The following is a 13,851-nucleotide window of genomic DNA, read 5'->3' on the forward strand; positions in this document are numbered from 1 at the left end:
GTGAAAGGGAAGTGCACGGTGCTTCCTTTTCAATAGTTTTATTATGTGTATGATAGAAAAAGAAATAATGCATAGACACCCAAAACAATAAAAACCTCAATTTAAGGATAAATGATGAGTACAATTTACGATTTTACGGCTGAGCGCATGGATGGTAGCTCGCAAGCGTTTTTAGATTACCAAGATAAAGTATTATTAATCGTCAATACTGCAAGCAAATGTGGATTTACGCCGCAGTTTGAAGGCTTAGAATCACTATATCAACAGTATAAAGATCAAGGACTAGTGGTCGTCGGTTTTCCTTGTAATCAATTTGGTAGCCAAGACCCAGGTAGCAATGACGAGATTGGTGCGTTTTGCCAAAAAAACTATGGTGTCAGCTTTCCGATGATGGCAAAGACTGATGTCAATGGCGCAGATGCTCATCCTATCTATGAATGGCTCAAAGAACAAAAGGGTGGCGTGCTAACAGATGGTATCAAGTGGAATTTCACCAAGTTCCTAGTCGATAGCAAAGGCCAGGTAATTGACCGCTATGCACCAACGACTAAGCCAGAAGCCATCAAAAATGATATCGAGCAAGCACTGGCCAATAAGTAAGCATTAAACCTAAAAAATATTGGTTTTGTGTGAAAATATAAAATCAATAAAAACAAATGCTTGCTGGGTATTCTAATAAAAATCGAAAAAATATCTAAAAAAGTGGTAAATACTGTTTGACACCCAACTGTAAATCTATATAATACACACCCACAGCAACGGAGCTTAGTGACAAACTTAAGAGCTCAGTTGATGTTGAATAAATTGCCTAGCAATTGTTCGCGGGTGATTAGCTCAGTTGGTAGAGCGTCTGCCTTACACGCAGAATGTCGGCGGTTCGAATCCGTCATCACCCACCACTTCTTAGCAAGTGGCTAAACAAGCTAAGAGACCTAAGCAGCGGTAGTTCAGTTGGTTAGAATACCGGCCTGTCACGCCGGGGGTCGCGGGTTCGAGTCCCGTCCGCTGCGCCATATTTAAAACGAATTTAAACGGTTAAGTTTAAGCAAGTTTCGCCTCAAGCATTAGATTGTTTGAGGTTTTTTTGTGTCTGTTTTTTATGTATCTATATTTTATGAGTGATAAGTTATATAAGGAAGTACAGTAAGATTTAGAATCTAGAACTATGATTTATATGTACTTAAGTCATATCACTTAGAAGTCAGCTAAAACGACGACCCTTCTTTTATATCAGTCTTATACTGAGTAAAAAAAGGGTCGTCGTATTTATTTTAGGTATAGCACTTTAATATGCCTTTGCTTAAAACGCATTATCCAGAATCTATGACGCGTTTTAGATAGTTGTAGATTTTAGCTACGGGTAAAGACTTACTCATGCGTTGCTTGCCATGCGCCCATCGACCCTAGATAGATATCAATGTGCTCAAAACCTCGACTAGCAAGCCATCCTGCTGCTATTGTTGCCCGAGCACCACTGGCACACATCAAGGTATAGTGGCGACTTTGGTCAAGCTCATGCCAACGCTCGTTCAGGTGACCAACATAGATATGCTGTGAGCCTTCTATCGCATTGGTATTCCTCTCATCGATATCGCGTACATCGAGCAATGTCCAGTTCTGAGCATTATTAAGACGACTCTCTACCTCGGTTGTATCGACCATAGGGGTTTGCTGCATCTGTTCCCTTTTGGCAGCGGCAGGGACGACACCTACATAGCCACCGACAATATTATCAAAAGCAATACGTACCAGATGCTCCATCGCAGTCGCAAGTTGCTCTTCATTAGAGGCAATCAGGGCCAAGCTTTGTCCTTCCTCGATAAACCATCCAGCAAACGCAGGTAGCATGTTGACAGGTAAGCTCATAGAACCGGGCAGGTGTCCTGACGCATATGCCATGGGTTCACGAATATCGATGAGATGATCAGCATCGCAGTCATGCAATTGCTTGAGCGAAAGGTTACGCGGACGCATAACCACTGGAGGCGCTTCACCACCTTCCATATTAAGGCGCTCCATTAATCTGAAGTAGGGCGGCTGATAATGGTTTTCGCTAGTCTTGAAGTCAATAAATGCCTCACGATCGGTAATCTGTAAGCGTGGATTGTTCATTCTTTCGTGACCGACGGTAGAAAACTCTCGCTCCGCCATGCCTGAACCACAGACTGAGCCTGCACCATGAGCTGGATAAATAATCGCCTGATCCCCAAGCGCTAAAATGTCTTGTAATGAGTCATAAAGTAAACCTGCGACTTCTCTGCGACGCTCAGGATAAAAGTCAGTACGACCGACATCACCTACAAAAAGCGCATCGCCAGTAAAAACGCCAACCGCCTTGTCAGGGTACGCCGTGTCAAACAGCGCATAAGCAAGATGATCATCGGTATGGCCAGGCGTTTCTAAGACACGGATTTCTAATTGGCCAATTGAAAAGCAATCACCATTACGTGCGGTCTCAGCGTAGACAACAGGTCGTTCTGGATTAGGGCCATGTAAAACTGTTGCCCCTGTCATTGCGGCCAAGATAGGTGCGCCAGAGACCAAATCTTCATTACGATGTGTCTCAAAAATATGAGTAATCTCAAGCCCTGCTGCGCGCGCCTTTTCTACATATATCGCGCAGTCACGACGTGGGTCAATTACCGCTGCTTGACCGCCAGAGCCTACCAAGTAAGATAGGTGCGAAAGTCCAGGTGTCTTAATTTTCTCTAGTAGCATGGTCATTTCCTTATTGTTATTTTAATCAGGTTTATTGGCTCTATGCTGCTAGAGCTGTCAGTCAAATCTAGTCTTACTGTGGCATAAACTTGTATACAATCTAGCATGAACTTATAAGTTTCATCAATATACAATAACATATATTAAATTTGTTATTTACATAAGGCCAAATGTAGAGGGTTTTAGGTTGAGAAGGTGAAGTGATCATTGTTTTTACTATTTAATTAATCGCTTTTACTCGTTGATATATATAGTTTAATCACACAGATATATCTTTTTTAGAATAAAAATATCTGTAAAACATTGAATTATTTTAATATGTCTGTATTATTGGACATATGGAAATAACTAATGCTATCGCAAGCTTTGCTGCGCTCTCTCAAGATACTCGTTTAAAAGCTTTTAAGCTGCTTGTCAGCCATGAGCCTGAAGGCCTACCTGCGGGCGAAATAGCCCGTCAGCTCTCTGTACCTCATAACACAATGTCAGCCCACCTATCGGTGCTAGCACGGGCAGGGTGGGTAGTTTCACAGCGTTATAGCCGACAGATTATCTATCGTGCTTCGCTATCACATATGGAAAACGTCATTCAGTTCCTGTTGCAAGATTGCTGTGCGGGACATCCAGAATTGTGTGCGTCACTCATGGATAGCCTGAGTGGGTGCAGAGTAAATGAGTCTGTTGAGCAAGGTAACGATTAAACCAATTATCATTTCGATAAATACATAAAATAGGTGTAAACACTATGAAGCCATTAATCTTTCATAATCCTAAATGCGGAACCTCTCGTAACACGCTTGCCATTATTAAAGCATCAGGTGAAGAGCCAGAAGTGGTGGAATACCTGAAAAATACACCAACGCGCGACCGTTTAGTGGAGCTGTTGGCACAAATGCAGATTTCGCCTAGAGAGCTATTAAGAAGCAAAGAAGCTATCAATGATGAGCTTGGTCTAGATAATCCTGAGTTGTCTGATGATCAAATTATCGATGCTATGATTGCGCATCCTATTTTAATCAACCGTCCTATCGTGGTGACTGATAAAGGCGCTGCTCTATGTCGTCCTTCAGAACGTGTGTTTGAATTGCTAGCTAATCCAGTAAGTAGCTTCACAAAAGAAGACGGCGAGGTTGTTACTCATGACAAACACTGAGGTTGACCAAACATTAGCAGTTGATCCTACTGTTTCGCCAGAATTTAGCTTAGACGATTTGCCCAATATTGATATAGATAATCTTCAGCCTATCGACATTGAGTCTTTGGTTGCGCCAAATGACTCACGTCATCCGCCGAAGATACTAGTGCTATACGGTTCTGTCCGTGCGCGCTCGTTTTCTAGATTGGCCGCTGAAGAGTCTAGCCGATTGCTACGTTGGTATGGTTGTGAAGTAAAAATGTTTGATCCATCTGGTATGCCATTGCCTGACGATGCAGACTCAGATCATCCCAAAGTGCAAGAATTGAGGGAGCTGGCGCAGTGGTCAGAAGGCATGCTGTGGGTGAGTCCAGAGCGTCACGGCAGTATCACCAGTATTATGAAAGCGCAAATCGACTGGATACCGCTGTCCCTAGGTGGCGTACGTCCAACTCAAGGTAAAACCCTAGCACTGATGCAAGTCAGCGGCGGTAGTCAGAGCTTTAATACAGTCAATCAAATGCGTATTCTTGGGCGCTGGATGCGGATGATTACTATCCCTAATCAATCTTCGATACCCAAAGCGTTCTTAGAGTTCAACGACGACAATCGCATGGATATGTCTCCGTTATATCTGCGTCTTGTTGATGTCTGTGAAGAGCTAGTGAAGTTTACTTGGCTCACACGCGGACGTTCAGATTATCTTACTGATCGTTATTCAGAACGCGTTGAGAGTGCTGAAGAACTATCGAGCCGCGTCAATCAAAAATCGATCTAACCCCCTAATCGATCTAATTCCCTATATTAAATCGGCTGAATAAGATCAGCTTAAGTAAGGTCGTATAATGCTTGCATTTGCTATTTTTGTGGTCACTTTAGTTTTAGTTATCTGGCAACCTAAAGGATTGGGCATCGGCTGGAGCGCCATGGGTGGTGCCTTAGTCGCGTTAGCGCTTGGCGTCGTGCAGCTGTCAGATGTGGGTATCGTCTGGGATATTGTTTGGGACGCGACCTTTACTTTTGTGGCGCTGATTATCATCTCGCTTATTTTAGATCGAGCAGGGTTTTTTGGCTGGGCTGCATTACATGTGGCACGCCTTGGTAATGGGCAAGGGCGTTTATTGTTTCCGATGATTGTCGTGCTCGGCGCCTTTATTTCTGCCTTTTTTGCCAATGATGGTGCTGCACTACTATTGACCCCAATTGTCATCGCTATCTTGCTGCGTTTGAATTTTTCGCCACCATCAGCTCTAGCGTTTATCATAGCGACTGGTTTTATCGCTGATACGGCAAGCCTGCCATTAGTCACCTCAAATTTAGTCAATATCGTTAGTGCCAATTACTTTGATATTGGCTTTGGTCGTTATGCGGCGGTGATGGTACCGGTCAATATAGTGTCTGTATTAGCGACACTACTGGTGTTGTGGATTGTCTATGCACGTCATATTCCAAAAAATTACTCGACTAGCGAACTAAGCGCTCCAGAGTCTGCTATTACCGATCCATTGGTATTCCGAGCTGCTTTTCCACTATTAGGCTTGCTACTGGTCGCCTACTTTGCAACAGAGCCGTTGGGGCTGCCTATTTCATTGGTCACAGGTATTGCTGCTGTTGTGCTAATGGCAATCGCTGGCCGTTTATGGCAAGGCGGTCGCGGTGCAGTGGTCTCTGTGAGCGATGTAGTACGTAAAGCGCCTTGGCAAATCGTACTATTTTCAATCGGTATGTATTTGGTGGTATATGGTCTGGGTAATGCAGGGCTTACTGCTTATGGTGCGCAAGTACTTAACTGGTTGGGTCAACAAGGCGCAGTCATTGCTACCGTTGGAACTGGATTCTTGTCCGCCATAGTTGCTTCTGTTATGAATAATATGCCAGCAACTTTAGTCGGCGCGCTTGCGATTGATCAAGCACAAGTGCCTGCTGCAACGCGAGAGCTAATGATTTATGCTAATGTCATCGGTAATGATTTGGGCCCTAAGTTTACGCCGATTGGTAGTCTGGCTACTTTACTATGGCTACATGTATTAGCAGAGAAGGACTACAAAATCAGCTGGGGACAGTATATAAAGATTGGTCTATTGATCACTCCGCCTGTGTTGTTAGTGACACTGTTGGCATTGGTATTCTGGCTACCACTATTGCCAAGTTAACTGATGGAAAACTTACTATAGTAATATCCGATCGTGACAATGATATTCATTTTTAAATATCATGGTCATAATCAAGTATGGGATAAAGTAGTTATTAATGTTTATTAAAATGGCAAAATAGATAAATAATATTAGGGTCTGTTGAACATTCAAATGTGATACTGGCAGTGACTATTTTTTAGACAATACGCAGTGAAATTTTTGACGCCTAGTCGTTCCAGGTTAGACAATTTCGCCATGTATTGGCAAAAAATAGCCCTGCCCTGAAAGGCTAATGCTAAAATAACCTCAAACGTTGTTGCAAGCCTAGTTAAGGTCTCGACATTATCGTCAGTTTACGCCTAGTTTGATGCGATTTTAGTGATCAGCAGTCCTAATATTTGAATGTTCAACATACCCTAAATGATACGCATAAAAAAACCCTCATCAAATTGATGAGGGTTTTGGCAAATGCCATAATTGAATCAAAGTTGACTCAAAAAATTTACTACTAAAATGTGGCTCTCCAACCTGGGCTCGAACCAGGGACACACGGATTAACAGTCCGTTGCTCTACCAACTGAGCTATTGGAGAATAGGCTGTAAGTAACTAATCGCTTACAACGAGCCTTAGAAGTCTCTAACGAGTTCTTGCTAAGTGGGGCGTATTCTAGCAAAGTTAAAAAATACGTCAAGCCTTTTTTTGCATAATTAGTAAAAATCGTCATTTTAATGATGAGATAGCGTGTTTTTCCTAGTTATGCTTAAGACTCTCGCAAAAAAAGACGCCCTATAGAGTGTATAGGGCGTCTTTTTTATGAACAGCGGTAAGCCTCGTTGCTATTTACGTTTTATTCAGCAACGTCTAAATCAGCCACTGCTTTTTCGATACGTGATAGGGCGTCTTTCAACGTTGCTTCATCAGTAGCGTACGAGATACGCATATAGCCGCCAAGACCGAATGCATCGCCAGGTACGACTGCCACGCCAACTTTGTCCAATAACCATGCTGAGAATTCAGTACATGACGACAGGCCAGCCGCTTTGATTAGCGGTACGATATTTGGATACACATAAAATGCGCCATCAGGACGCAAGCAAGTAATGCCTTTAATGGCATTTAGACCATCTACGACTAGGTCACAGCGTTTCTCAAAGGCGGCTACCATCGGCTCTAGTACGCTCTGATCACCACTGATAGCAACTTCGGCAGCCACTTGGCTGATTGACGTTGGGCATGAGGTAGATTGTGACTGTACCTTTTTCATAGCGCCGATTAGCTTAGCAGGGCCACCCGCATAGCCGATACGCCAGCCTGTCATTGCATACGCTTTAGACACACCGTTCAAGATGATGGAACGATCTTTTAGCTCAGGTGCTGCATTCAAGATATTGTAGAACTTATCGCCTGTCCAGCGAATGTGCTCGTACATATCGTCTGAAGCTACATAAACTTGTGGATGTTTTTTCAATACTTCAGCGATGGCCTTTAGCTCATCTAACGTATAAATCATACCCGTTGGGTTAGATGGGCTGTTTAATACCAATAATTTAGTCTTGTCAGTGATCGCTTCTTCTAGCTGCTCAGGAGTAATTTTGAAGTCTTGTTCAGCTGGGCATTTGACGATGACTGGCACACCTTCTGCGATGATAACCATGTCAGGATAGCTGACCCAATATGGTGCTGGGATGATGACTTCGTCGCCAGGATTGATAAACGCTTGGGCAAGGTTAAAGAAAGACTGCTTACCACCGACCGATACTAGGATTTCGTTTGGCTCATAGCTGATGTCGTTGTCGCGCTTGAATTTCTCGATGATGGCTGTTTTTAACTCTGGCGTACCATCGACAGCCGTATATTTAGTAAAGCCATCATTGATTGCATCGATTGCTGCTTTTTTGATGTGTTCAGGGGTATCAAAATCAGGTTCACCAGCGCCCAAACCGATAATATCTTTACCAGCTGCTTTTAGCTCTTTGGCTTTATTGGTAATTGCTAGCGTAGGTGATGGTTGGATGTTGTTGACGCGGTCAGACAGTTGCAACTCGCTCATGAGAGATCCTTTTTTATATGAGGGTGGGGTTGGTGGAAATCTGATATTAATTATATAACGTTTTCATTGCTATCAGGACAAGATGTCAGACAGTTTAAGAAAACATAGCATCATCTTACCGTAATACGGCGCTCATTCGATTATAGATGATGGTGATGATGCTTCGGCAAACGACGCGATTGCTAGTTTTTGCATTGTAACATGCTGATATTGAGCTGTCTTATGACGCTAGTAACAGAATATTGTGTCGTTGCTTGTGATAGCAGTATCCTTGTGAAAATGACAAATAACACGCTGAGATAAAGCTTAAGCCCATATGATTGCGAAGACACAACAATAAACCTGTAGCCGACCACTATAATTATTTAGATTTGTTAAATAAAATGGCTTATAGCTTAATGAAATGCGCCTAATGATATCTGCTAAGAATAACGATAATAGCTAGCTGTTATCAAAAATCTAAATTTTTATTAAGCAATCAGTTTAAGCGCATTAATTCCATATTATGGAAATACTTAAAAAGATAAGAATACTCAAAAAGGATATTTACAATGACAGATTCTACTGAAAAATTACATATACTCATTACTGGGGCGACGTCGGGCATTGGTAAGCAGTTGGCAAAAGACTATCTGCTAGCAGATCATCATGTATATGCAGTCGGCCGTGACGACGAAGCGTTGGCTGAACTTCAAGCGTTAGGCGCAGAAACGATTGATTTAGACTTAATGGATCGAGAAAAGGTCATCGAAGCTTTTGAGAAAATCGACAACGTCGATCTAGCAATTTGCGGCGCTGGCATGTGCGAGTACTTAGATATGCCGAACTTTGATAGCAGTGTGTTTATGAAAGTTATGTCGGTAAACATGGGTACGTTGTCGCATGTGATCGAAGGGGTGTTACCAAAGCTAATCGCTTCAAAAGGTCGCTTGGTCGGTATCGGTTCAGCGTCTGCTTATGTGCCTTTTTCGCGCGCTGAGGCTTATGGTAGCTCAAAAGCTGCTATCCATTATCTAATGAAGACCTTACAGATTAGCCTTGCTCCGCATGATGTGTCAGTTAGCTTAGTCGTGCCTGGTTTTGTGGAGACACCGATGACCAAACAGAATGACTTTCCGATGCCATTTATCCAGACGCCAGCGCAGGCCAGTCAAGCCATACGCGACGGTATCGAGAGTGGGCATGAGGTGATTGAATTTCCGAAAAAACTAACCATGCCTTTAAAAGCATTGGGCACGTTGCCTGATTTGGTCTGGCAGCAAGTTAGTGAAAAACTTAATAAAAAATAATCTACTATCAGTAGAACTCTCAGCCATCATATCGACAGAAAAATACAGAAAGGAATGCTTTTATGCCGTTTACTCGTTTCAAGCGTGCAAGTAACCAAAAGATTGCTACCGATGCTGCAAAAGATTCTGACCATCAGACTACCCCAAAACGTATTGCTATCATCGGCTCAGGTGTGTCAGGACTGTCATGCGCCCATTATCTAGGTACGCAACATGATGTGACGGTATTTGAAGCCAATGATTATATCGGCGGGCATGTAAATACGATTGACGTGGCACTACAAGACGGTAAAAAAGCAAAGAGTAGTAATGTAGAGAGTAGTGCGATAGATACAGGATTTATTGTCTTTAATGAGCGCACATACCCGAACTTCTTTCGTTTGGTTCATGAGTTGCAGGTGCCGTTTCAGGCAACGGACATGAGCTTTTCTGTCAAAAATACTGCACGTCATTTTGAATACAACGGTCATACGCTCAACACTTTATTGTCACAGCGTAAAAACGTACTCAATCCGAAGTTCTGGCAGTTTATCAAAGATATCTTACAGTTTAACAAGCATATCAAACAGCTACGCCAAGATTATGATAGCGCACGCTCTCAAGGACAAGAGGTCAGTAGCTTTGCAGAGCAAACGCTCGGCGGTTACTTAGCACAAAAGAAATACGGTCAGCTATTTACTGATAACTATCTACTGCCAATGGTCTCGGCTATTTGGTCAACCAGTCTAGATGAAGTACAAGATTTCCCACTGGTATTTTTTGCACAATTCTTTGACAACCACGGGTTGCTAGACGTGGTCAATCGTCCGCAGTGGTTTACGATAAAAGGTGGCTCAAAACAATATGTCAATAAACTGATTCCACGCTTTATCAAAGCGGGTGGCAAGATACGAGTCAATAGTCCAGTACAGTCTGTAGTTCGTGATGGCGAGCAAGTGACTTTGACGGTACAGAATGCTTTGACAGTGCAGGATAAAGGTAACTCTGACAACCGTAGCGAAAATCTTGTATTCGATGAAGTTATATTTGCTTGTCATGCAGATACCGCACTAAAGATATTAAAGGATGCGAGCACCGATGAATCTGAAGTATTAGGTCATTTTCGCTTTACCAAAAACACGGCTGTACTGCACACCGATACCAGTGTTTTACCTAAGAAACAACTGGCATGGGCAAGCTGGAATTACTTAATAGATGAAACAGTTTCAGGCAATGCTAAGGATGAGCAGGCGGCTGGAAACGCACAGGTACCTGCAAAGCCAGTGCTGACTTATCATATGAATATCCTGCAACGCTTGACCAAAAAACACAACTATTTGGTCACATTAAATCCAGCTGTAGACAACAAAAACGTTGATGATAAACAGATAGTTAAAAGCATCGATTACAGTCATCCAGTGTTCGATCTTGCGATGATTGAGGCGCAGACTAAATGGTCGAGTATCTCGGGTAACGGTTCGCACACACATTTCTGCGGGGCTTATTGGTTTAATGGCTTTCATGAAGATGGCGTGCGAAGTGGCCTACGTGTCTGTCAGGCGCTCGGTCTTGATATTGATATAAAAGACGAGGTTGACCCAGCTCATTTACCTGACGCTGATAGCGCGCATACGCCGTTTCGTTATAAAGACTTACCTATAAAAGCGGATACCAAATTACGTAGGTTAAATAAGCGCGAAGTAACCACAGCGACGACCAATCAGGAACTGGTTGAGTATGCTAATCGTTTGCAGAGTTCAACTGCTGATACGAGCCAATATAAGAAACGTGGCTTATTCGGTCGCCGTAAAACCAAATAATATAACGATTAATGCCGTTATATATTCTAAGTGTTTTGAAAGATTCACCATATAAGAAGTACGCCGTACACAAGAGGCTATTTATGACCACGTCTGCTCAAGATACCAATGCTACGCCAAGTCATGAGTCTTCTTATGATACAAATGCATTGCCGCATCAGCTGTTTGAGGGCACGACATGGCACAGTCGGCTGCTACCTAGTGTGAATAAATTCGTTTACCCTTATCGCTATTGGGGCGTCAATATTAGCACGCTTGCGAAAGGACAGGAACTTCCTGAAATTAGTACGGTAGCATTTGATGAGAGTAAGTTTTTAGAAAAATTACCATTACGTAAAGTATTACCGAAAAAGCTACTAGCAAAAGGTCTGCCTCTATTTTCAGCAAAGAAAAAAGCGCTACAACAATTCTGTCCTGATGACTATCTACAGCATACTGACCTACAGAATACCAATAGCCTAAGAGATGCTAAAAAATTTGATAATAATGTAAAGTCTATTCAAGCACTAGAAAAACGTCTAAGCCGAGCATTTGAAAAACATGCAGGTAGCACGCCTGAAGGCGATATGTTGGGATTACTTGTTTGCCGTAATGCGGGCATGTACTTTAGCCCAGTCAACTTTTACTTAGGATTTGATGCGCAGCAGACGCCAACTCATCTGCTGGCTGAAGTGTCTAATACGCCTTGGGACAAGCGTCATTACTATGGGTTTTTGTTAGAGGGAGAGGATACTGAATTCTGTCATGACAAGGATTTTCACGTATCACCTTTTAACCCTATCGATCAGCTGTATCGCTGGCAAGTTACGGTAAAACGTACAAAAACAGACAAGCAACCTAATACTGGCTTACAAGTGCGTATCGCTATCAATATCAGCGATGAGCGCGGTGAAGTTTTAAAAACTGGTATAAAGATATCAGGAGTACCAATGACAGAAGATGCCGTTCGTCATAGCTTACGAAAAAACCCTCTGATGAATATAACATCATTAACCCGTATTTATTGGCATGCGTTCAAGCTCTATGCGATTAAAAAGGTGCCGTATATCAACTACGACGAAAAACTAGCCGACAGTCAACAGAAAGGCGGCTAGCAGTAAAGTACACAGAAAAAAAGCAGCTAGCAGTATTGAACGCAAAAGATGTCTTATAGTTACAGCAATTTTTAAATATCAACAATCCAAAAATCTCGTCAATGTAATACTAAAAAACAAAGCATTTAAACAAGGATAAATACACGATGCCAGCACGACCGACCGATCGAGCACCAGTCACAAAACTAGAAAAATTAACTGCTCGTGTGAGCAAAGTAGTTAATGAAAGCGCTGTACTACAGCCAGTCAGCAATAGTGTGAATAACTTAGCTAGAAAGCTTATCTTTCGTGCGTTACAGCACGTTCAGTTTGGTAGCCTCACGCTGATTGAAACATTTGACGAGCAGGAACCTAAGACAAGTAGTTTTGGTAAAGTAGCTACTAACGACGCTAGTAGCTCGGCGGTTGGTCGCCATTCGCTACATGTGACATTACAGATTCATGATAGCGCTGTCTATCGCCAGCTATTACTTGGCGGCTCTATCGCGCTAGCAGACAGTTATATCGATGGTGAGTGGGATACGGATGATCTGACAGGTTTGATTCGTTTGGCGGCTCGTAACTTGGCCGTACTCAATAAACTAGAGAATCGTTTTGCTGGTATTAGTAAAGCATTTGAAAAAGCGAAGCATCAGCTACGTAGCAATGACAAATCTGGCTCCAAATCCAATATCCTAGCGCATTATGATTTGGGCAATGACATGTACGAGCGGTTTTTGGACGATACGATGATGTACTCATCGGCAGTCTATCCTACGCCTGACGTGACGCTTAGCAATGCTCAGCAGCACAAACTGTCGCTTATATGCCAACGTTTACAGCTTAGTGCTGATGATAATGTGATTGAAATCGGTACAGGGTGGGGCGGTTTTGCTATCTTTGCGGCCAAGCATTACGGCTGTCATGTGACCACCACGACTATCTCTGATGCTCAGTATGATGAAGCGCAGCGACGAGTCGAGGCGGCAGGTCTTTCTGACAAAATCACACTCCTCAAACAAGATTACCGTGAGCTGACAGGTCAATATGACAAGCTAGTCAGTATCGAGATGATTGAAGCGGTGGGGCATGAGTATTTACCGACTTTCTTTGCCAAGTGTAATAGCTTGCTCAAGCCGACGGGTCTTATGGTATTGCAGGCTATCACCTTTAATGATCAAAATTATCAAGACTATATCGACTCGGTTGATTTTATACAAACACACATTTTCCCAGGTGGTTGTCTGCTCTCAAACCAAGAGCTGACGACCCAATTCACTGAGCAGACCGATATGGTCGTCAAGCAATTGCATGATTATGGCTTTGATTATGCTTACACACTGCGTGACTGGCGTGCTGCGTTTATGGCGCAGCGTACAGAGATTCAAGCGCTTGGCTATGACGATGCCTTTATCCGCCTATGGGAGTTTTACTTTTGCTATTGCGAAGGGGGATTCTTGGAGCGTACGATCGGTGTGGTGCAAGTCACTGCGGTGAAGCCTAACAACATTGATACGCTACATTTTTCTGATCTGCCATCTGCCGTCTTAAATCATAAAACGGTTTTGAACGATGAGACAGCCTTTAGTGAAGAAGATAGAACAGACACCGCGTCAGTATAAGTCTGATGATGTAGATATGGTTTGTTCAT

The 13,851-nt window shown here is 42.9% G+C and carries 11 protein-coding genes and 3 tRNA genes; 11 read left to right on the top strand and 3 right to left on the bottom strand.

Annotated elements, in window-relative coordinates; all coding sequences use genetic code 11:
* Positions 1–114: 114 nt before the first annotated feature.
* From Q0788_RS00420 to Q0788_RS00430, 3 genes are all read left to right on the top strand, one after another.
* Positions 115–600, top strand: a complete 486-nt coding sequence (locus Q0788_RS00420) for a glutathione peroxidase (RefSeq protein ID WP_298807185.1) — start codon at positions 115–117, stop codon at positions 598–600.
* 223 nt (positions 601–823) lie between these two features.
* Positions 824–899: transfer RNA gene (locus Q0788_RS00425), tRNA-Val, on the top strand.
* 37 nt (positions 900–936) lie between these two features.
* Positions 937–1,013, top strand: a tRNA-Asp gene (locus Q0788_RS00430).
* A gap of 355 nt (positions 1,014–1,368) precedes the next feature.
* On the opposite strand, the gene Q0788_RS00435 is transcribed toward Q0788_RS00430, so the two are convergent.
* On the bottom strand, positions 1,369–2,718 hold the full coding sequence (locus Q0788_RS00435) for an MBL fold metallo-hydrolase (protein ID WP_298807186.1): 1,350 nt from the start codon (positions 2,716–2,718) through the stop codon (positions 1,369–1,371).
* A 338-nt stretch (positions 2,719–3,056) separates the two neighbouring features.
* Here Q0788_RS00435 and Q0788_RS00440 point away from each other — a divergent pair, with 338 nt between their 5' ends.
* From Q0788_RS00440 to Q0788_RS00455, 4 genes are all read left to right on the top strand, one after another.
* Positions 3,057–3,419 carry a helix-turn-helix transcriptional regulator gene (locus Q0788_RS00440; RefSeq protein ID WP_201567376.1) on the top strand — a complete coding sequence of 121 codons (363 nt, stop codon included), beginning with the start codon at positions 3,057–3,059 and terminating at the stop codon, positions 3,417–3,419.
* A gap of 44 nt (positions 3,420–3,463) precedes the next feature.
* Positions 3,464–3,871, top strand: coding sequence for an arsenate reductase (glutaredoxin) (arsC, locus tag Q0788_RS00445; RefSeq protein ID WP_057760920.1), 408 nt, complete (start codon positions 3,464–3,466; stop codon positions 3,869–3,871).
* Positions 3,858–4,631, top strand: a complete 774-nt coding sequence (gene arsH, locus Q0788_RS00450) for an arsenical resistance protein ArsH (protein ID WP_298807188.1) — start codon at positions 3,858–3,860, stop codon at positions 4,629–4,631. Before arsC ends, arsH begins: the two co-directional genes overlap by 14 nt.
* A gap of 64 nt (positions 4,632–4,695) precedes the next feature.
* A complete protein-coding gene (locus tag Q0788_RS00455) occupies positions 4,696–6,006 on the top strand; it encodes an arsenic transporter (RefSeq protein WP_298807658.1) in 1,311 nt (436 codons plus the stop codon).
* Between the two features lie 498 nt (positions 6,007–6,504).
* Here Q0788_RS00455 and Q0788_RS00460 read toward each other — a convergent pair.
* Both Q0788_RS00460 and Q0788_RS00465 read right to left on the bottom strand, forming a co-directional pair.
* Positions 6,505–6,580: transfer RNA gene (locus Q0788_RS00460), tRNA-Asn, on the bottom strand.
* A gap of 256 nt (positions 6,581–6,836) precedes the next feature.
* Positions 6,837–8,039, bottom strand: a complete 1,203-nt coding sequence (locus tag Q0788_RS00465; protein ID WP_298807189.1) for a pyridoxal phosphate-dependent aminotransferase — start codon at positions 8,037–8,039, stop codon at positions 6,837–6,839.
* 551 nt (positions 8,040–8,590) lie between these two features.
* On the opposite strand from Q0788_RS00465, the gene Q0788_RS00470 reads away from it, so the two are divergent.
* The 4 genes from Q0788_RS00470 to Q0788_RS00485 all read left to right on the top strand — a co-directional run bounded on the left by Q0788_RS00470 (position 8,591) and on the right by Q0788_RS00485 (position 13,822).
* A complete protein-coding gene (locus Q0788_RS00470; RefSeq protein ID WP_298807190.1) occupies positions 8,591–9,328 on the top strand; it encodes an SDR family NAD(P)-dependent oxidoreductase in 738 nt (245 codons plus the stop codon).
* Positions 9,329–9,390: 62 nt separating this feature from the next.
* Positions 9,391–11,127 carry an NAD(P)/FAD-dependent oxidoreductase gene (locus tag Q0788_RS00475; RefSeq protein WP_298807191.1) on the top strand — a complete coding sequence of 579 codons (1,737 nt, stop codon included), beginning with the start codon at positions 9,391–9,393 and terminating at the stop codon, positions 11,125–11,127.
* Positions 11,128–11,210: 83 nt separating this feature from the next.
* A complete protein-coding gene (locus Q0788_RS00480) occupies positions 11,211–12,221 on the top strand; it encodes a DUF1365 domain-containing protein (protein WP_298807192.1) in 1,011 nt (336 codons plus the stop codon).
* Positions 12,222–12,367: 146 nt separating this feature from the next.
* A complete protein-coding gene (locus Q0788_RS00485; protein ID WP_298807193.1) occupies positions 12,368–13,822 on the top strand; it encodes a cyclopropane-fatty-acyl-phospholipid synthase family protein in 1,455 nt (484 codons plus the stop codon).
* The last annotated feature ends 29 nt before the right edge of the window (positions 13,823–13,851 follow it).

This window comes from uncultured Psychrobacter sp. (assembly GCF_947500265.1).
Classification (GTDB): Bacteria; Pseudomonadota; Gammaproteobacteria; order Pseudomonadales; family Moraxellaceae; genus Psychrobacter.